Here is a 19254-nt window from a genome sequence, read left to right as displayed (position 1 = left end):
TCATCCCCTAATTTTTTAGTTTTGAAATTCCGTATTGTTCCAATATTGCATCCGTATGTTCACCGGCATTCGGCGGGTGGTGCCGTGTGGTTACTGGTGTGCGCGACAGTTTCAGCGGGCTGCCGATCATCCGGATGTCACCTGCTGTCGGGTGGTCAGCGTTAATGAACATATCACGCTCATTCAGCTGCGGATCATTGGCAACCTCATCGATTGTTTGAATCGGCCCGCATGGTATACTGTTTTCCTGACATTTTTCCTGCCAATAAGCAGTCCGTTGGGTCGAAAATACTTCCTGAAGCAGCGGGATCAGGGTTTCCCGATTTGTCACACGGTCAGGATTTGTTCGATAGCGTTCGTCTGATGCATATTCGGGTATTTCCAAAATATCGCATAATCGTTTGAACTGGTTATCGTTTCCGACAGCAATCACCATCTCGCCGTCCTTTGTTGAAAATGTCTGGTACGGGACAATGTTCGCGTGCTGATTTCCCAGTGCAGACGGTTTTTTGCCGGCCATCAAATAGTTGCTGCCGATATTGACAAGCGAACTGACTGCTGAATCATACAGGGAAAGGTCGAGCTTTTGTCCTTTGCCTGATTGTGTGCGTTCAAGCAGTGCACCTTGAATGCCGATGCATGCGTAAAGTCCGGTGAGAATATCCGTGATGGCGACACCAACCTTTTGCGGACCGGATTCGCTGTCGCCCGTAATACTCATTAGTCCACTCATCGCCTGAATGATAAAGTCATAGCCTGGCATATCTTTATATGGTCCTGTTTCACCAAAGCCGGTGATTGAGCAATAAACGACTCCCGGGTTAATTTCCGCGAGTGTGTCATAATCGAGTCCAAGCCGCTGCATGGTTCCGGCTTTAAAATTATTAATGATGACGTCACTCTCGCGTACGAGTTCCTTGATTGCCGCATTGCCTTCCGAAGACTTTAGATCAAGCGTAATGCTTTTTTTGTTCCGGTTGGCACAGAGGTAATAGGCGCTGACATCATTTTGAAAAGGCGGGCCCCATTTGCGTGTTTCATCACTACCGCCCGGTGCTTCTACTTTGATGACTTCAGCACCAAGGTCACCGAGGATCATCGTACAATATGGTCCGGCAAGCACACGTGATAAATCAAGAATCTTAACATTCTCAAGTGCTCCAGCCACTTCATCACTCCTTCCTGTAACAATAAAATGAGCCACTTCAAAAAGCCCACAGTATTCTGCGAGGTCAATTTGAACTGGCTTTTATCTGTTGGTTCAGAACTGGCATTGAACTGTAAACAGACTAGGCAGTTTTGGGTTTGCGAAAGTATGCATCATGCGCAGTAGCGTGGAAGCGCTTTAACATGATTAATCTTATTATATAGTATTCTGAAAAATATGTAAACAGGTGATCATTAATTATCTGTTGAAAAGGTGGCGCTGATAACTTTTGAGAGATTAATCATTGACGTGATTTCATTAAAAAGCTTGTTAAACTCGGGATTTTCATCTACTTGTTTTATAACATCATCATGGTGTGATTTATTCCGGAATACTGATTGTCCTAAAAAGATCTCTTCATTTTCTTCTTTTTGAATCACATCAACCAACCCTTTGCAGCCATAATTTCCATGAAGATTTTCAGGCAAATAAGTGTTATCTTCCAGTGCACCATGTGACAGACAGATTTCACCCGCCTGTTTTTTGATGTCGATAAATTCCTGGGCATGTTTCCGATTAACGCGATAAAGATAAATTACTGTATACATTTGATCACCTCTTCATACGTATTATTCCATAAAAATGTCAAAAACCCTTTTTATGGTGTGTAATAAATTTAAAAGAAGAGCGGGTGGAAGCGGCAAACTTCAGCCCGAAAATGCAAACTTCAGCCCGAGAATGAAAACTTCAGCCCGAGTGCACAAACTTCAGCCCGAGATTAACACAACATTAAACCACGAAAAAACCGCGCATGCCAACAATGGCAAGCGCGGTTTCCCGTGACAGTATGAAATTGTTATTTAGCAGCTTTCTGCAGTTTTGAAATCATCTTCAATGAACGTCCGGTACCAATGGCTACAGATTCGAGGGGGGTTGGCGCGATATGGACAGGCACGATGATTACATCTGACAACCAATCCTGAATTCCGTTCAGCATGGAACCGCCGCCGGTCAGTACAATTCCGCGGTCAACGATATCACCGCTCAATTCAGGCGGGCAATTTTCCAGTGTTGACCGGATGGTTTCCAGAATTTGTTCCAGTGATTCTTTCAGTGCAGAGTATACTTCCTTGGAAGAAACCGACACCGTTTTTGGCAAGCCGGTCACCATGTCACGTCCGCGGACATCCATGGATTCCTCTCTATGATTTTCATCGGCATACCCGATCTCCATCTTAATGTTCTCTGCAGTACGTTCACCAATCATAATATTATATTTCTTCCGGATATAATTAATGATTTCTTCATCCATTTTGTCGCCGCCCGTACGAATGGAATTGCAGGAGACAACGCCACCGAATGAGATGATGCCAACTTCAGAGGTTCCGCCGCCAATATCAACGATCACGTTGGCGATTGGCTCATCGACAGGCAAGTCCGCACCGATAGCAGCTGCGACGGGCTCTTCTATCAAATGCACATGTTTGGCACCATAGCTGGAAACGGCATTATGGATTGCGCGGCGTTCCACGGTTGTGCTTCCTGATGGCGTGCATACGACGACTGTTGGTTTGCGCATGGATAAGCCCATTTTCTTGCTCACTTTTTTCAAAAATTCCTTCAGCATTTGTGCCGTCACATCATAGTCAGCAATGACACCGTCTTTCAATGGCCGGATTGGGACAATGTTCTGCGGGGTTTTGCCGACCATTTCTTTCGCTTCTGATCCAACTGCTACAACATTTTTCGTATTTAAATCTATCGCAACAACAGCTGGTTCATTTAAAACAATTCCTTTTGATTTTGAATAAATAAGTATGTTCGCCGTACCTAAATCAATTCCGATTTCTGCGGTTGATAACATGGTTATGCTCCTCCAATGGTGTGTTTAATCTATTAAAGAGGTTGTTCAAAAAGTCTGGAAAAATGATACATCGGGTTTCTTTGTTGGTTTGTTTCTCCGCTCCCGGAAAGAAAAGCACTAATGCACGCGTGCAATACATTTCAGGGTAGCTTTACTTATGCTTGAAACTATGCCGCCTCGAACTTCCCGGTCTTTTATTCCCTTTTTGAACACGTATCTAAATAAGGATAAGAATCATAAACTCAGATATGCAAAAGGACATATGTCTTTTCACACTCTATATTCTATCACTTTTTAGAGGCAGGTAAATAGGTGTAAATCCTCGTTCGTTACGAAAATATTACATTCTCTATCTATTTCAAATGAAATTATTAAAAAAATCAAGTAACATTTTGTTTACATTTAATGGCTGTTTGTAATATACTGACCCGTTTCGGGCACGTGTCAATAGCGATTTCGTTGTAAATTTTACCACCGCATAAAACCTTTTCCTGAAGATCCGCCGATTTAAGAACATCAATCCCTGTTATTAAGCCGATATCTGAAAAATCTATAGAAAGCATACGAATTTGGTAATCGGTGCCAATTATATTACAAAAAATGCATGGTATGATGATTTTGCAAATCAAAACAGATCTTGCACAAAAAACACAGGAGAGGTGACATAAATGTTTAACAAACTAATGGTCGGTTCACTGACCGCAGCATTGTTATTTGGCGGAGCAATTCAAACTGCTTCTGCAAACACAGATAAAACTGAGAATCAATCGGTTCAGCATAAAGTCTATTATTCTATTAACGGGAGCGACTGGACTGAGTCTTCACCTGAGAAGTTCAGCAATCATTTAAATGAAAACTTCCCGCAAATCAATTGGAACCGGAGCAAGCAGCAGAATAATAACGAACAGTCTGAACAGGATAAATCAGAACAAAAACAAGCACAGCCTGATAAAAATGACAAATCTGATCAGCAGCAAGATAAGTCAGATCAGCAGCAAGATAAATCAAAACAACAAGCTGATAAGCAGAAAGAACAGCAAACTGAACAATCGAAAGCTCAAGCACCGCAACAGCAAGCTGACAAGCAGAACGAGCAAAATCAATCTCAATCACAACAGTTGAATGAATTCGAACAGCAAGTAGTTGAATTGACAAATCAGGAGCGTCAAGCACAAGGGCTGGAACCACTGAAAGTTGATACAGAACTTAGCAAGGTAGCCCGCGAGAAATCCCGTGATATGGCAGAAAATAACTATTTCTCCCATAACAGCCCTAATTACGGGTCACCATTTGATATGATGAAACAATACGGCATTTCATATCAGACAGCCGGTGAAAACATTGCCAAAGGACAGCGCACACCGGAACAAGTTGTGAACGGCTGGATGAACAGTGAAGGCCATCGTGAAAATATCATGAACCCGGACTTCACCCATATTGGTGTTGGCTATGTCGAGCAAGGCAACCACTGGACACAGCAATTCATCGGCAAATAAAAACAAACGAAAGGGACTGGCTTCATTGGCTAAGTCCCTTTTCTTTTTGCTGCCCGTACATCGAGATCAGGGCAGCTCCTATCGAAAGAATGACAAACAATCCGCCAACTGTCGCGTTCTGCTCTACAGAGGCATGCTCAATCACCAATCCGCCAATCAGTGAACCAAATGCGATACCAAGGTGAAGTGCCGAATTATTCAGGCTCTGCTGTATGTCTGAAGTATCGGGGGACAAACCGATCAAATAACTTTGTGTAGCAGGGGCCAATGTCCAGCTCAGCATTCCCCAGATGACCAGAATAATCAAAAACACCGGCAGCGCAAACGTCGTATAAGGTATCGTAAACATCACCATGGCAAACAAAATGGTGGTTGCTATAATGGTGTTCTTTGATCCCCATGTGTCTGAAAGCGTGCCGCCAATAGCACCGCCACTTACTGCTGCAATTCCGAAAACCATATAAATGACACTGACCCATGTGCCGTCCACATCCAGCATTGTTTTGGCAAAGGGTGTCAAATATGCATAAAGGATTGTGTGACCGCCCAAAAACAAAAAGGTAACAGCCTGTCCAAAAAGAACTCCCCGATTTTTCAGCGTTGCCAGCTGCTGCTTGATTGAACTGGAAGGTTTCGGTTCAACACGCCCCATCAGGAAAAAAACGCCGGCCATTGACAGGACGGTCAACAATGAAACCAAAATAAATGGAGCGCGCCATCCAAAAGCATTCCCCAGCAGCAATCCGACCGGAAGACCAAGTACAATTGAGGCACTGACACCCATGGAGACAATTCCGATTGCCCGTCCGCGGTATTTCGGGTGAACAATGGAAGGTGCAATGGTCAGACACAATATAATCAGCAATGCCCCGCTTAAGGCTGATATAACTCTGCCTATAAATACAACAGTATACGTCGGACTAAACACTGTAACCAGATTTCCCGCAAGAAATACAGCTAGTGAGATAAGTGTCAGCCGCCTGCGCTCAATATTGGAAGTCAGAATCAGTAAAATTGGGGCTCCAATAGCAAAAATCAGTGAAAAAATCGTAATCAAAAAACCGACCTGGCCTAGACTGACATTCAAATCCGCTGCTATCAGATCCAGTATCCCGCCGATGATCAATTCAACCATTCCGACAACAAATGCGACAATCATTAAAAAGTAGACACGTTTATCCATGTTATAACGCCTTTCTTTATTTGCTCAAAAAACAATGGTACTCCTATTTGGTTTAAAAAACAAGTGAATATACTGCTCAGTCAGCAGCGTTGTTTCTTTTCATACACGCTTTTGAACGGTATAATGATAGCAGCTGGATGGAACTGCTACACTGCGTTTTTAATGGATCCGGGAAACGAGCCGGGGCTGCTAATGAAACCATGTCGACTACGGAATAGGTATTATCTATTCTATCAACGTCATGATTTTGGCGGAATCATTCTGCATGATTATTGACGAAAATCATGAAGCGTTCATCAGATAGGCATACTATGATGAGAGGTGATTGGATGGTACAGGGAATAGCAAACTGGAATACCGAAGAGACACAGGAGTGGCTGCAGCAGTATGTTGATGACTGGGTCGCTTTTTACCGGAAACATACGGATGACGGACATGTGGCATCATATATCCCGGAATTAAAAAAAGCCGACCCTGATGATTTGGGCATTGTAATCATTGGAAAAGACGGGATGTCAGTGAAGTCGGGTGATACAGAAATTCCGTTTACACTGCAAAGTATATCAAAAGCCATCACGTTTATCGTGGCCTGCATGGAGCGCGGCGTTTCGTATATGCTGCAGCAAGTTGATGTGGAGCCGACCGGTGAAGCGTTTAACTCGATCATGCACCTGGAAATGAAACAGGTCAAAAAACCGCTAAATCCGTTTAATAATGCCGGAGCGATTACGGTGACGTCGACTCTGCCGGGGGATACATCAAAAGAGCGTCTTGAGCCCGTATTTCAGCTGCTTGAGGATATGCTCGGGTACCGCCCTGAATTAAATGTTGACGTATTCAAGTCTGAGCGGGATTCATCAACACGAAACAAGGCGATTGGCTATTATTTATTGGAAGTCGGATTTTTAGAATCGGATTTGGATGTCACACTGGAAACTTATTTCAAACAGTGCTCAATTGATGTGACAATCGACGATCTCGCCCGGATGGGAATGATCCTTGCCAATGATGGCATGGACCCTAAAAATGGCGTGGAAATTATCCCGAGACAGATTGCCCGGATAACCAAGGTGCTGATGCTCACATGCGGGATGTATGATGCTTCAGGCAAATTCGCCACCTATGTCGGAATTCCGGCAAAAAGCGGTGTGTCCGGCGGCATCATCGCAGCTGTTCCACCAAGGGTGCGGGAAGAATCAATGCCATTTATAGACGGCTGCGGGATTGGCGTTTACGGACCTGCTCTGGGAGATGAAGGCAACAGTATTGCCGGAATCCGTCTACTAAGGCACATTGCAACACAGTGGGATTTAAGTATTTTCTAATCTGGTCTTTGCTGAACAGGAGGGGTGAAACCATGTGTGGGCGCTATACATTGCTTGCCGATGAACTTGAGATTTTGCGGGAATTCGGGATTGATCAGCCAATTGAGGACTATCAGCCGAGCTATAATGTGGCACCTGGACAAAATGTGCTGGCAATCATTTATGATGGAAAGAAGAAACGTGCCGGCTATTTGCGCTGGGGGCTTGTACCTTCATGGGCAAATGATGAAAAGATCGGGTATAAGATGATCAACGCGCGCAGTGAAACGGCGCATGAAAAACCAAGTTTCAAGCGTCTTATGTCCCGAAAACGCTGCTTAATCATTGCGGACAGTTTTTATGAGTGGAAACGTGACGGCAGCGTAAAACAACCTAAACGGATACAAGTGGAAGACAGGGAGCTGTTTGCATTTGCCGGGCTCTGGGATAAATGGGAGCGGGATGATAAGAAACTTTTTACATGTACCATCCTGACAGAAGAGGCAAATGGATTCATGCAGGATATCCATCACCGGATGCCGGTCATTCTACCAAAAGGCAAGGAAGATGCGTGGATTGAAACGGGCGATCAGACACCACAAGAGGCCCACCAATTCCTGGAGTCGCTGGGAACAGAAGATTTAAAAGCCTATGATGTTGCGAACTATGTCAATTCGGCAAAAAATAATGATGAAGGGTGTATTGCACCCCTGGTATAAAGTTGTTTTTGACGTGGAAGTGAATAAATACGGCAGAAGAAGATATTGCGGGAGTCCAGTGGGAGACTGCCGCCAGCTGCGGGTTAAAAGCATTAACGAATAGAGTTGATCAGTCGAGCAGCAATAGTGGCATTTAAGAACAGTTCCCATTATAATGACAACTGGATAACGATTCGAAAATTAATCGGGGGAGCTGACCGCGTGATACGTGTACTATTTTTATGTCTCGGGAATATTTGCCGGTCACCGATGGCTGAGGCAATTTTTCGGGGTTTGGTGAAAGAAGAAGGACTTTCTGATAAAATCGAGGTGGATTCAGCGGGGCTGGGTCATTGGCATGTTGGGGAAGCGCCGCATAAAGGCACAAGGGAAATGCTGGAAAAACAGAACATTTCCCATGAAGGCATGGAAGCACGACAGTTTGACGCACGTGATTTCAGCGATTTGAATTATCTTATTGCGATGGATGACCAGAACATCAGCGGGCTGCAGGAAATTGGCGCCAATAATGATGACACTATGGTGGCCAAGCTGATGGATTTTGTTGATGAGGCCGGAGAGGCTGATGTCCCGGATCCGTTCTTTACAGGTAACTTTGATTATACTTATGAATTAGTGGCAAAAGGATGCCATGAATTATTTCATTATATCAGGAATGAAAATGACTTATAAAAGGATGTTCAAAAAAGTCCGGTAACAATGACACATCGGTGTTTCTAGTTGGCTTGCTTCTCCGCTGCTCGAAACCGCACCACTTCTCGGTCATTGTTATCCTCCTTTTTGAACCCACTATAACGTAAAAGGAGCGATTTCAGATGGGTAAACGAAAATTATGCTTAGGATTATTAATCGGCACGATCGCAGGGGGGATTCTATCTTTGCTGGACCGTGATGCAAGGAACTATGCAAAAAGTAAAATGACCGATGTCAAAAGCGGTTCATCTTATTATATGAAGCGTCCGTCCGAGGCGGTTAAAGGAGCGAAGGATGCGTTTGACCGTTTTAATACAACATTCACTAAAGGTGCGGATAATGCCATCAACGCACTGGAGCAGGTTGAAGGCACATTGGAGCAGTTTACAAATAAGAGCGATGGGGAAGAGTTGAATAACAATTTGTAATTGACTACTGTGAGGGCGATAAAATGTGGCAGAAAACTGTTGATTTCGGTAAAAAGTTATTTCAACGTATAACGGATGATGATATTTTTGGACTCGGAGCTCAGCTTGCCTATTTTTTATTGCTCTCCCTGTTTCCGTTCCTGCTTTTTTTAATGACACTGCTCGGATATTTGCCCCTCGATTCACAAAACATCACTGAATTTATTCAACGGTATGCGCCGGGGGATATCTCTCAGCTGATCAATGAGAACGTGTCCGAGCTCGTCGATAACCAGAGCGGGTCATTATTGTCAATCGGGATTATTGGTACACTGTGGGCAGCTTCAAATGGAATTAACGCGATCATGAAAGGATTCAACCGTGCCTATAATGTTGAGGAGGACCGTTCTTTTATTGTGATGCGGTTAATTGCCATTGTTTTAACGATTGCAATGGTACTTGTCATTTGCATGGCCTTTTTGCTGCCCGTCTTCGGTAAAATAATCGGTAAATATCTTTTCGCTTTCTTTGGGCTGTCTGAAGGTTTTCTGAACGTATGGGACACACTGCGCTGGATCGTGTCATCCGCGGTCATTTTTATCGTTTTGGTGGCGCTGTATAAAATGGCTCCGAATAAACGGATTTATTTTAAGAATGTCATATGGGGTGCATTATTTGCGACAATCGGCTGGCAATTGGTCTCGCTGGCATTTTCCTTTTATGTCAATTCGATGGGCAATTACTCCGCCACATACGGCAGCCTTGGAACGATTATTGTATTAATGATCTGGTTCTACCTAACGGGTATCATCATTATGATCGGGGGCGCGATAAACGCCATTTTCAGGGAAAAAATGATATCGGATTGATTAACCTCAGTTTATTTAAGAAGGGGCACTCGTTGGCAGAGTGCCCCTTAATTATTGGCTTGCTGCAGGGTGGTCTCTTTTTTGAAAAAAATCGTTGCCAGCATAAGGATAAGCATAAAAATAATAATATAGAAAAACGAAACACCGGGAAAAAATCCAATAAACAAGCCTCCAAGGTACGGCCCGACAAGGCTTCCGATACTGAATGATATCCCTGTCATCAAATTGCCCGCCGGAAGAAGCGATGTAGGGAGCAAGTCGGTCATATAGGCGATGCTTAATGAATAAAGTGAGCCAACGAGCATACCCGAAAGTGCAAAAGAGACGAATAATGCGATGGCAGACGTTTCAAATAGGGCCGCGAATAAAAAGGCGATAATGCTTCCTGATATGACGGACAGCAGGATTTTTCGTCTTCCCAAACGGTCGCTTAATATACCTAAAGGGATTTGTGTAATAATGCTTGCACCGGCAAAAAACGGAATGATTAGTGATAAAATACTTACGTCATGACCGATACGCAGACCATACACAGGGAAAATACCATGTAGTGTTGCTTCCAAAAATCCATATCCAAACGCGGGCAGCAGCGCCACCCAGGCAACTTTTCCGGTTTGAATAAACCTGTTTATAGAGCTCGAACTGCTGACATTATGAACATCTTCGTCCTCAGGTATGCTGTTTCGGACAAAGAACATCGTCGACCATACAAGCATGCTTAAAGCTGCGGATATCAGAAACGGTAATGCCTGATGGATTTCGAGCAGGCGTGTCATGAGCGGACCTATTGTGAACCCCAGCGCGAATGACAGCCCATAAAACGAAATATTTTTTCCGCGTGATCCTTTGGGGCTTGTGGTTGTAATCCAGGTCTGGGTGCTGAAATGGAGCATATTGTCCCCGATACCGATCATAATTCGCAAAATAAACCAGAACCACAGCGTCTGCCAGACAGGGAACAGCGCCAGCGAAATGAAGACAAGCATGCCGCCGATCACAATCATCGGTTTAAAGCCAATTTTGCGCATCGGTTTTTCCATGAAAGGCGATGCGATCAGGACACCAATGTAGAGTCCGGTCGCATGCAGGCCATTGACAGAGGAGGGGACACCATTTTGTTCCAGGATAATGGATAACAACGGGAGAATCATTCCCTGCGAAAAACCTGATATAAAAACGAGTGCGATTAATATCCAAAACCTTGTCTGTACCGATACCATCATTTGTCACACTCCCCCTAAACATAAGTCCAAACAAAATATTTCATTTAAAAAGCGTTATGATTTAACATTTTGGGTAGATGATAACAAGAGTCATTTTAAAACAAGGAGATGAAAATAACAATGGATTTTCATTTGAAAGAAGAAGGGGTACGAATTGATTTAGATTATGGAGAACTGGATATTTCAGGGGATGAAACATTTGGTTTCCGCCCGTTCCAATTGATGGTCGCATCGATCGCGGGCTGCAGCGCCTCTGTGTTCAGGAAAATTTTACAAAAGCAGCGGACCGAAATCGCTGATATGAAAATAACGGCAAATGTTGAACGAAACCCGGACGAGGCAAACCGAATTGAGCGGATTGATTTGCATTATGTGATTAAAGGCTATCATCTTGATGATGACAAACTATATAAAAACCTCGCAGTGGCCCGGAAAAACTGCTCAATGATCCGGTCAGTAGAGGATAGTATTACAATTGAAGAAACACTTGAATCAGTCGAATTAAGCCGTTAAATATTACCGGGTATAATATTCATGTGTCCGAAAAAACTAACCTTAAACGCAGAAGCAACTGTGAGCGGTGCACGAGATGTAAATTTCCGACACAGAGCTGAAGCTGAACAGATTAAAAGCGGATTTCTTGAAAGGAATGGGACACATGAATAAGCGCTATTACATTATGGTAATTATGCTATTGGTTTTATTAATTCCTGTTAACGGCATGGCTGAGGAAAAGAAAGAGTCAAAAGATGAATTTGAGATACCAAACCATGTTTTGAACATATCCAAGGAAAACACTTATCCTAACTCAACCCAGGATCAGGAAGTGGTAGAACCAAGTGAACTCACTCAGGAACTAATTGAAAATGTTGAAGTTCCGGTTGAAAATCCGGATCTGATTAAAATGCTCAACGAAACGTCCATTAACCCGTCTCCGATTGCTTTCGGCTATCGTGGGATGGTCTATATCGGCAGATGGCCGCTGAGTTATAATTCGAGTGAAACAAACATTAATTGGGAGTACCAGAAAATTAATTTAAATGAGCTCAATAATATCGGCGGTGATTCTGAGAAAAAAATGAATTATAATCAACAGAAAGAGAAGGAAGTTAAAGGTGCACTGACGAACAAGATTGCCAATCCCGACGACATTAAAAAAATGATGCTTCTCCAAGCAAAAGATAAGATTGAACTGCCACTCGCGTACTCGACGGTCATCGGTCAAAATACGAAAAAAGAAAACTCTTACAGTGTACCGGCGAAAAAATACGGCGAGCTTCAGGCATACGCACCGGCAGTCAATGAAAAAGGACAAGTGACCTTTGGTGAAGTATATTTTCAATTGAAGGGGAACGATAAATCCCTTGTGGTCAAAAATGTCACAAAACAGGGAATCGGTGCATGGATACCAATCCAGGACCACGTTTCCTTTTCCTTTAATCTTAAATAATGTGGCTGAAGAACCCCCTGGAATTTTTCCAGCGGGGGTTCTTCAGCCCCAAAAGCAAAACTTCAGCCCCAAAAGCAAAACTTCAGCCCCAAAAGTTAAACATATGCGCGAACCGCGAAACAAGGGATCGAGACACGAAACATGGACCCGACCTGCGATGACAACTCAGCTTCCCGTCACATTACTTCCCCCACCATCTACAGCGGTATTCCATTATAAAATTTCTCCAACAGGGTTGATATTCTCACTTTAATGCTTTATCATAATAAAGTAATGTTAGAGAGAAACATTGGAGAGGGGAAACGAAATGGAATGGGTTGTTGTCATATCTGTATTAGTATTGACTGTGCTTAGTCTGTTAAGAATCAATGTCATCATTGCAATTATCGCGGCAGCACTGACAGCGGGACTGATGTCCGGGCTGTCCATTGTCGAATCAATTGAAATGATGGTCAGCGGTATGGGCGGCCAGGCAAGCACTGCATTAAGTTATATTTTGCTTGGTGCTTTTGCTGTAGCGATCAGTTACACAGGCATAACTGCTATTCTTGTTAATTTTTTAATTAAAGTGCTGACCGGGAAGAAAATGATGATGGTGTTGGCGATCGCCGGTGTAGCATGTTTATCACAAAACCTTGTGCCGGTTCATATTGCATTTATACCTATATTAATACCACCATTATTAAAACTGTTTGATGAAATGAAAGTTGATCGCCGTGGCGTGGCTGCAGCATTGACGTTCGGATTAAAAGCACCGTATGTCACAATCCCGGCCGGATTTGGTCTGATTTTTCACGAAACCATCCAGAACGGTATGGTTGAAAACGGCTCGGATATCACAATAGGGCAGACAACGCTTGCCATGCTTATTCCCGGTGCGGGGATGGTTGTAGGTCTGTTGATTGCTATCTTTTTCACGTATCGTAAAGACCGCGAATCGATTTCCGGTGCCGGTGGAAGTGAGGCGAATTTCACTGCGCCGCCAGCGGAAAACGTTACGTTTAACCAGAAACACGCATTAACTCTGGTTGCAATAGCCGGTGCTTTAATCGTTCAGATATTCACGCAAAATCTGATCATTGGGGCGCTGACTGGACTGGTTCTGATGTTTGGCCTTGTGGTTGTTCCATTTCGAAAAGGTGACCAGGTCATGGCCGATGGTATCGCGATGATGGGGCAAATCGCATTTGTCATGCTGGTTGCATCGGGGTTTGGAAAAGTCCTCGAAGATACAGGTGCAGTCAGTTCACTTGTCGAAATGTCATCCAGTTTCCTTGGCGATAACCAGGCACTTATCGCGCTAATATTGTTGCTTGTCGGGCTGGTTGTCACGATTGGCATTGGTTCATCGTTTGGAACGATTCCGATCCTGGCTGCCCTTTTTGTACCGATTTGTCTGGCCGCAGATTTTTCAACACTGGCAACCGCTTCGCTGATCGGAACTGCCGGAGCATTGGGCGATGCGGGTTCACCGGCATCGGACAGCACACTCGGGCCGACATCCGGACTGAATGCTGATGGCAAGCATCATCACATTTGGGATACGTGCGTGCCGACATTCCTCCATTTTAATATTCCGCTTATTTTGTTCGGGTGGATTGCGGCAATGGTACTTTAAAGCAGTTTTAAAAAGGTCCGTTATGAATAATTTAAAATAATTATGGACAAAGTAAGGAAAAAATAGGTGGGGTACGCTATGCGAAAATACATTGCTGTGGCAGTGACGGTCACCCTGTTTTTTCTTGCCTTTTTACCATCTGAGCACATTTCTCATGCTGCCGGCGGTTATGGCTGGGGATTTAAAAAAAACGAGAACCATCAAATTCCGGACGTTGGCAAGTACAAAGAGATTCTTGAAAAGTATAATGCCTACTATGCTGATGATTCTGGAGAGAAAGTGGTGTATTTGACATTTGATAATGGCTATGAGGAAGGATATACCGACGAGGTTCTTGATGTTTTGAAAGATCATAACGTACCGGCAGCGTTTTTCCTGACGGGTCATTACGTGAAAAGTGAGCCTGAGCTTGTTAAGCGAATGGCTGATGAAGGTCATATTATCGGGAATCACTCATACCATCATCCTGATTTGACAATCGTCAAGAAGGAAAAAATGAAGGAAGAGCTGGAATCTTTGGAAGATGCGGTTGCAGAAGTTTCCGAACAAGAAAAGATTAAGTATTTGCGTCCGCCGCGAGGAATGTTCAGTGAAAAAACATTGAGTTGGGCAAAGGAGCTCGGCTATATCCATATATTCTGGTCGTCGGCATTCGTTGACTGGGAAACAAGTGAACAGAAAGGCTGGCGTCATGCATATGAAAATATTATGGATCATATCCACCCAGGCGCGATTATTTTGCTTCATACCGTATCGTCCGATAATGCCAGGGCACTCGACAAAATGATAACGGAGCTGAAAAAACAGGGTTATCAATTCAAAAGTCTGGACCATCTTGTCATGAAAAATAAACTTCCCAGACCTATTTACGGTTATTGATGTCGCCCTTTGCCATGAAAAAGCTGTCTTTAGAATGAGAGACAGCTTTTGTTATGGGGCAATATCTTAACAATTATTAATTTAAATTTTACATAAATTCTGATATGCTTAAAGTGCGTGTTCAAAAAGGAGGATAAAGTGAAACTTCATTCAGCAGAATGTATGCTTTTAGATAGATGAGCCGCGGAGAAGCAAGCCAAGACGAAATTCGATGTGTCATTTTACCGGACTTTTTGAACAATCTCTTTAAGAAATCTAAACTGGAGTTGATTTCATGAACAAACAGGATTTAATTGCTCCGCAAGACTATAATATCGTCATGGAAATGGAACATTTTGCATCAAAAAGCCCGGCAAGAAACGCGCTGGTCTGGCGCAGTGAAGAGGGCGGATCAAAAGAGATTACATACGAACAGCTGATGAAAAATGTAAACAAAATTGGCAACGCTTTCAAGGAGAAAGGACTGAAAAAGGGCGATAAAGTCCTTATAATGATTCCGCGGTTAATCGAAGCATATGAAACCTATCTGGCTGCATTAAAATCTGGAATCATTGTTATTCCGGGCTCCGAAATGCTGAAGACAAAGGATTTGCAATACCGGATCAGCCATGGTGAGGTCAGTGCAATCGTCAGCTATCATCCGTACGTTGATCAATTTACCGGTGTGAAGGAATTTGATCAGCTGACTCTTTTCTCAGTCGGCAAACCGGTCGATGGATGGCACAACCTGGATGAGCTGAAGGAAAGTGCATTGGACAAGTTTGATATGGCTGACACGACTAAAGACGATGTCGCCTTCTTTTCCTATACATCCGGTACAACCGGTAATCCTAAAGCGGTTGTTCATACACATGGATGGGGTTATGCACACCTGAATACAGCGCCGCGGAATTGGCTTTCTATTAATGAAGGTGACAAAGTATGGGCTACAGCCGGTCCGGGCTGGCAAAAATGGATCTGGAGCCCGTTCTTATCGGTGCTTGGCTCAGGCGCAACCGGGTTCGTTTACCAGGGCAAGTTTGATCCAAAGACATATCTCGGTCTGCTGCAGGATGAGGATGTTAATGTCTTATGCTGCACACCGACTGAGTATAGACTGATGGCCAAAGTCGATAATCTGGACGACTATCAGCTCACCAAGCTGCACAGTGCCGTTTCAGCCGGTGAACCGCTTAACCGTGAAGTCATTGATACATTCCGGAAATATTTTGATGTGACGGTCCGGGATGGCTATGGTCAAACCGAGAATACGCTGCTGCTCGGTTTTATGAAAGACACGAAGGTGAAACCGGGTTCGATGGGCAAGCCGACGCCGGGTAATGAGGTGGAAATCATTGATGAAGACGGCAAGGCTGTACCGGCAAATGAAATCGGGGATATTGCGGTGAACCTGGACAGCCCGGCACTGTTCCGTGAGTATTATAAGGATTCTGAACGCACGAAAATGTCCCAGCGCGGTGAGTATTATGTAACGGGTGACCAGGCATATAAAGATGAAGACGGCTATTTCTGGTTTGAGGGACGCAGTGACGATATTATTATCAGTTCCGGTTATACAATTGGGCCGTTCGAGGTAGAGGATGCATTGGTTAAACATCCATTTGTTCAGGAATGTGCCGTTGTGGCAAGTCCTGATGAAGTCCGCGGCAATGTCGTCAAGGCATTTATCGTGCTTCAGGATGGCGTCAATCCTGATGATCCGGATTTAGTCAGAAACCTGCAGGACCAGGTTAAAGAATTGACCGCCCCTTATAAATATCCGAGAAAAATTGAATTTATTGATGAATTGCCGAAAACAACATCAGGAAAAATCAGACGCATTGAATTGCGGCAAAAGGAAAAGGTCAAAAACTAAAAATGTATTCATAGGAAAGGGCTGCTCGATGTTTAGAGCAGCCCTTTTGACGTTAATAGTAACAGTGAAGCTTTTATAGATTGGCATAATGTTTGATCAAAGATAGTTAATTGACTTTTCAGCGGTGGAAACCCTTTGATAAAAAAGCGCAATCTCCCGCAGACACAATGTTTTGCGGGATAAATAATTTTTTCAAAAAAAATTGGGCAAAAAGACTTGAAAGTCAAAGAAGGTCAGAGTATAATAAGAATCAAAGGTCAAAGATAGTCAAAGTCAAACCTTTTAAAATAAATTTGAAATCAATCAAGGAGGAATCACATTATGCAATGTCAAAATTGTGGTATTCGTCCCGCATCAATTAACGTCGCAATGCAAATAAACAATGAACGTATGAATATGCATCTATGTAATCAATGCTTCCGTGAGATTCAGGGAAATATGATGAATGGTGACTATGGTCAAGGTCAGCAAGGAGATTTTGCCAATAAATTCTTCCAGGGCAATGGTCAGCAAGGGCAAGGTTTCACAGGCACAAAAACACAGCAGGGTGCCGGCAATAATGGATTGCTTGATGAGCTCGGCAAAAACGTGACAAATGCTGCACGTGCCGGATTGGTTGATCCGGTAATTGGACGTGACAATGAAGTGAAACGCACCATTGAAACGCTGAACCGCCGGAATAAAAACAATCCGGTCTTGATCGGTGAACCTGGTGTCGGTAAAACAGCCATTGCAGAAGGGCTGGCTCTGAGAATTACAGAAGGCAAAGTGCCGGCGAAACTGATGGATAAAGAAATTTATCTGCTGGATGTCGCATCACTCGTTGCCAATACAAGCATGCGCGGTCAGTTTGAAGAACGCATGAAACAGCTGGTACAAGAACTGCAGGAACGTCAAAACGTCATCCTGTTCGTTGACGAAATCCATCTGCTGGTTGGTGCAGGTACCGCCGAAAGTTCACAAATGGACGCCGGCAACATTTTGAAACCAGCACTGGCACGCGGTGAGCTGCAATTGATCGGTGCCACAACACTGAAAGAGTATCGCCAAATTGAAAAAGATGCAGCACTTGAGCGTCGTCTTCAGCCAATTTTGGTTCAGGAGCCGTCACTGGAAGATGCTGTTAAGATCTTGGACGGCATCAAGGACCGTTACGAAAAATTCCATGAAGTCCGCTATTCCGACGAAGCGATTAGCGCGTTTGTCACATTGTCGCAACGCTATATTCAGGACCGCTTTTTGCCGGACAAAGCGATTGATCTTATGGATGAGGTCGGTTCACGCCTGAATCTCGATAATGCGGAAAAGGATTCGGATTCGATCCAAAGCCGTTTGGATGAAATTGTCCGTGAAAAAGAAGCAGCCGCTGAAAAAGAAGATTATGAACAAGCGGCACACCTGCGCTATCAGGAAATCCAGCTGCAAAAACAACTGGACAAAGCAAAAAATGAAGAGCAGGTTACCGATGTGGACATTTCCGATATCCAATTGATTGTTGAAGAAAAAACCGGCATCCCTGTTACCAAACTGCAAACGGATGAGCAGGAAAAAATGCGTGATCTTGACAAAAACCTCGGTGAAAAGGTCATTGGTCAGGACGAAGCGGTACAAAAAGTTGCCAAAGCCGTCCGCCGCAGCCGCGCAGGACTGAAATCGAAATACCGTCCAATCGGTTCATTCCTGTTTGTCGGACCGACCGGTGTCGGTAAAACAGAATTGACAAAAGCACTTGCCGAAGAACTGTTCGGTTCACGCGACAGTCTGATCCGTCTTGATATGAGTGAATATATGGAAAAACACGCCGTTTCCAAAATTATCGGTTCACCACCGGGATATGTCGGCCATGAAGAAGCAGGACAGCTGACTGAGAAAGTGCGCCGTAATCCTTACTCCATCCTGTTGCTGGATGAAATTGAAAAAGCACATCCTGATGTGCAGAACATGTTCCTGCAAATTATGGAAGATGGGCAGCTGACCGACTCACACGGCCGTACTGTAAGCTTTAAAGATACGGTTATTATCATGACAAGTAACGCCGGAACCGGGGAAAAACAAATTAACGTCGGTTTCAACCGGAATGAACATGAATCGGTTCAAACCCTGGAAAACTTAAGTGCCTATTTCAAACCTGAGTTTCTGAACCGTTTTGACAGCATCATCACATTCAATGAACTGGCTGAAGAAAGCCTGCTGCAAATTGTTGACCTGATGCTTGCAGAACTTGAAGAAACAATTGAAGAAAATGACATCTCCATTTCAGTTACGGATGAAGCGAAACATGAGCTTGTCCAGCTTGGATATGATCCGCGTTTTGGTGCACGGCCATTGCGCCGCGTCATCCAGGACAAAATTGAGGATCAGCTGACAGATCTGATTTTGGAAGAAGAATCGATCGAAACTGTCAATGTAGATGTCAAAGATGGCGCAATTGTTGTGGGAAAAACAAAATAAATATAGAGAAAAGCCGCTGACGCTGCTCAGCGGCTTTTTCTTTGTGATATAAGAAAGTATAAATTTTTGGCTCTACGAATGCTTTATCAACAAAAA

The 19254-nt window shown here is 43.8% G+C and carries 17 protein-coding genes; 12 read left to right on the top strand and 5 right to left on the bottom strand.

Annotated features, from left to right (window positions below):
• Positions 1-7: 7 nt before the first annotated feature.
• The 3 genes from VK097_RS03315 to mreBH all read right to left on the bottom strand — a co-directional run bounded on the left by VK097_RS03315 (position 8) and on the right by mreBH (position 3011).
• Positions 8-1168: a CaiB/BaiF CoA transferase family protein gene (locus VK097_RS03315; protein WP_324210376.1), complete on the bottom strand. Its 1161-nt coding sequence runs from the start codon at positions 1166-1168 to the stop codon at positions 8-10.
• Positions 1169-1401: 233 nt separating this feature from the next.
• Positions 1402-1755, bottom strand: coding sequence for a DUF1428 family protein (locus VK097_RS03310; RefSeq protein WP_324210375.1), 354 nt, complete (start codon positions 1753-1755; stop codon positions 1402-1404).
• A 248-nt stretch (positions 1756-2003) separates the two neighbouring features.
• Positions 2004-3011 carry a rod-share determining protein MreBH gene (mreBH, locus tag VK097_RS03305; RefSeq protein ID WP_324210374.1) on the bottom strand — a complete coding sequence of 336 codons (1008 nt, stop codon included), beginning with the start codon at positions 3009-3011 and terminating at the stop codon, positions 2004-2006.
• Positions 3012-3679: 668 nt separating this feature from the next.
• On the opposite strand from mreBH, the gene VK097_RS03300 reads away from it, so the two are divergent.
• Positions 3680-4507, top strand: a complete 828-nt coding sequence (locus tag VK097_RS03300) for a CAP domain-containing protein (protein WP_324210373.1) — start codon at positions 3680-3682, stop codon at positions 4505-4507.
• Positions 4508-4529: 22 nt separating this feature from the next.
• Here VK097_RS03300 and VK097_RS03295 read toward each other — a convergent pair whose 3' ends face one another.
• The gene (locus tag VK097_RS03295; protein ID WP_324210372.1) at positions 4530-5690 is read right to left on the bottom strand and encodes an MFS transporter; all 1161 of its coding nucleotides are present in this window, start codon (positions 5688-5690) and stop codon (positions 4530-4532) included.
• A 329-nt stretch (positions 5691-6019) separates the two neighbouring features.
• Here VK097_RS03295 and VK097_RS03290 point away from each other — a divergent pair, with 329 nt between their 5' ends.
• The 5 genes from VK097_RS03290 (at position 6020) to VK097_RS03270 (ending at position 9682) form a co-directional block, all read left to right on the top strand.
• Positions 6020-7015 carry a glutaminase gene (locus VK097_RS03290; RefSeq protein WP_324210371.1) on the top strand — a complete coding sequence of 332 codons (996 nt, stop codon included), beginning with the start codon at positions 6020-6022 and terminating at the stop codon, positions 7013-7015.
• 32 nt (positions 7016-7047) lie between these two features.
• Positions 7048-7713 (top strand): SOS response-associated peptidase, encoded by a 666-nt coding sequence (locus VK097_RS03285; RefSeq protein WP_324210370.1) that lies wholly within the window; start codon positions 7048-7050, stop codon positions 7711-7713.
• 126 nt (positions 7714-7839) lie between these two features.
• The gene (locus tag VK097_RS03280) at positions 7840-8385 is read left to right on the top strand and encodes a low molecular weight protein-tyrosine-phosphatase (protein WP_324210369.1); all 546 of its coding nucleotides are present in this window, start codon (positions 7840-7842) and stop codon (positions 8383-8385) included.
• A gap of 143 nt (positions 8386-8528) precedes the next feature.
• Entirely contained in the window at positions 8529-8834 is a 306-nt protein-coding gene (locus tag VK097_RS03275; RefSeq protein WP_324210368.1) for a YtxH domain-containing protein, read from the top strand.
• 23 nt (positions 8835-8857) lie between these two features.
• Positions 8858-9682: a YihY/virulence factor BrkB family protein gene (locus VK097_RS03270; protein ID WP_324210367.1), complete on the top strand. Its 825-nt coding sequence runs from the start codon at positions 8858-8860 to the stop codon at positions 9680-9682.
• Positions 9683-9729: 47 nt separating this feature from the next.
• On the opposite strand, the gene VK097_RS03265 is transcribed toward VK097_RS03270, so the two are convergent.
• The gene (locus VK097_RS03265) at positions 9730-10902 is read right to left on the bottom strand and encodes an MFS transporter (RefSeq protein ID WP_324210397.1); all 1173 of its coding nucleotides are present in this window, start codon (positions 10900-10902) and stop codon (positions 9730-9732) included.
• A gap of 123 nt (positions 10903-11025) precedes the next feature.
• On the opposite strand from VK097_RS03265, the gene VK097_RS03260 reads away from it, so the two are divergent.
• The 6 genes from VK097_RS03260 (at position 11026) to VK097_RS03235 (ending at position 19158) form a co-directional block, all read left to right on the top strand.
• A complete protein-coding gene (locus VK097_RS03260; protein WP_324210366.1) occupies positions 11026-11418 on the top strand; it encodes an OsmC family protein in 393 nt (130 codons plus the stop codon).
• A 145-nt stretch (positions 11419-11563) separates the two neighbouring features.
• On the top strand, positions 11564-12355 hold the full coding sequence (locus VK097_RS03255; RefSeq protein ID WP_324210365.1) for a YfkD famly protein: 792 nt from the start codon (positions 11564-11566) through the stop codon (positions 12353-12355).
• 307 nt (positions 12356-12662) lie between these two features.
• On the top strand, positions 12663-13973 hold the full coding sequence (locus VK097_RS03250; RefSeq protein ID WP_324210364.1) for a Na+/H+ antiporter family protein: 1311 nt from the start codon (positions 12663-12665) through the stop codon (positions 13971-13973).
• 78 nt (positions 13974-14051) lie between these two features.
• Positions 14052-14852: a delta-lactam-biosynthetic de-N-acetylase gene (pdaA, locus tag VK097_RS03245; RefSeq protein ID WP_324210363.1), complete on the top strand. Its 801-nt coding sequence runs from the start codon at positions 14052-14054 to the stop codon at positions 14850-14852.
• A 274-nt stretch (positions 14853-15126) separates the two neighbouring features.
• Complete coding sequence (gene mbcS, locus VK097_RS03240) at positions 15127-16707, top strand: acyl-CoA synthetase MbcS (RefSeq protein WP_324210362.1); 1581 nt, start codon at positions 15127-15129, stop codon at positions 16705-16707.
• 321 nt (positions 16708-17028) lie between these two features.
• The gene (locus VK097_RS03235; protein WP_324210361.1) at positions 17029-19158 is read left to right on the top strand and encodes an ATP-dependent Clp protease ATP-binding subunit; all 2130 of its coding nucleotides are present in this window, start codon (positions 17029-17031) and stop codon (positions 19156-19158) included.
• Positions 19159-19254 lie beyond the last annotated feature (96 nt).

The sequence above is a fragment of the Lentibacillus sp. genome, assembly GCF_035301675.1.
Classification (GTDB): domain Bacteria; phylum Bacillota; class Bacilli; order Bacillales; family Amphibacillaceae; genus Lentibacillus.
This window is presented reverse-complemented; position numbering and strand designations above follow the sequence as displayed.

Excerpts from the sequence above, each read along its gene's own strand:
- VK097_RS03250 (WP_324210364.1), top strand. The coding sequence starts at position 12,663 with ATGGAATGGGTTGTTGTCATATCTGTATTAGTATTGACTGTGCTTAGT.
- mbcS (WP_324210362.1), top strand. The coding sequence starts at position 15,127 with ATGAACAAACAGGATTTAATTGCTCCGCAAGACTATAATATCGTCATG.
- VK097_RS03235 (WP_324210361.1), top strand. The coding sequence starts at position 17,029 with ATGCAATGTCAAAATTGTGGTATTCGTCCCGCATCAATTAACGTCGCA.
- VK097_RS03310 (WP_324210375.1), bottom strand. The coding sequence starts at position 1,755 with ATGTATACAGTAATTTATCTTTATCGCGTTAATCGGAAACATGCCCAG.
- VK097_RS03265 (WP_324210397.1), bottom strand. The coding sequence starts at position 10,902 with ATGGTATCGGTACAGACAAGGTTTTGGATATTAATCGCACTCGTTTTT.
- VK097_RS03285 (WP_324210370.1), top strand. The coding sequence starts at position 7,048 with ATGTGTGGGCGCTATACATTGCTTGCCGATGAACTTGAGATTTTGCGG.
- mreBH (WP_324210374.1), bottom strand. The coding sequence starts at position 3,011 with ATGTTATCAACCGCAGAAATCGGAATTGATTTAGGTACGGCGAACATA.
- VK097_RS03275 (WP_324210368.1), top strand. The coding sequence starts at position 8,529 with ATGGGTAAACGAAAATTATGCTTAGGATTATTAATCGGCACGATCGCA.
- VK097_RS03295 (WP_324210372.1), bottom strand. The coding sequence starts at position 5,690 with ATGGATAAACGTGTCTACTTTTTAATGATTGTCGCATTTGTTGTCGGA.
- VK097_RS03300 (WP_324210373.1), top strand. The coding sequence starts at position 3,680 with ATGTTTAACAAACTAATGGTCGGTTCACTGACCGCAGCATTGTTATTT.
- VK097_RS03270 (WP_324210367.1), top strand. The coding sequence starts at position 8,858 with ATGTGGCAGAAAACTGTTGATTTCGGTAAAAAGTTATTTCAACGTATA.
- VK097_RS03255 (WP_324210365.1), top strand. The coding sequence starts at position 11,564 with ATGAATAAGCGCTATTACATTATGGTAATTATGCTATTGGTTTTATTA.
- VK097_RS03260 (WP_324210366.1), top strand. The coding sequence starts at position 11,026 with ATGGATTTTCATTTGAAAGAAGAAGGGGTACGAATTGATTTAGATTAT.
- VK097_RS03290 (WP_324210371.1), top strand. The coding sequence starts at position 6,020 with ATGGTACAGGGAATAGCAAACTGGAATACCGAAGAGACACAGGAGTGG.
- pdaA (WP_324210363.1), top strand. The coding sequence starts at position 14,052 with ATGCGAAAATACATTGCTGTGGCAGTGACGGTCACCCTGTTTTTTCTT.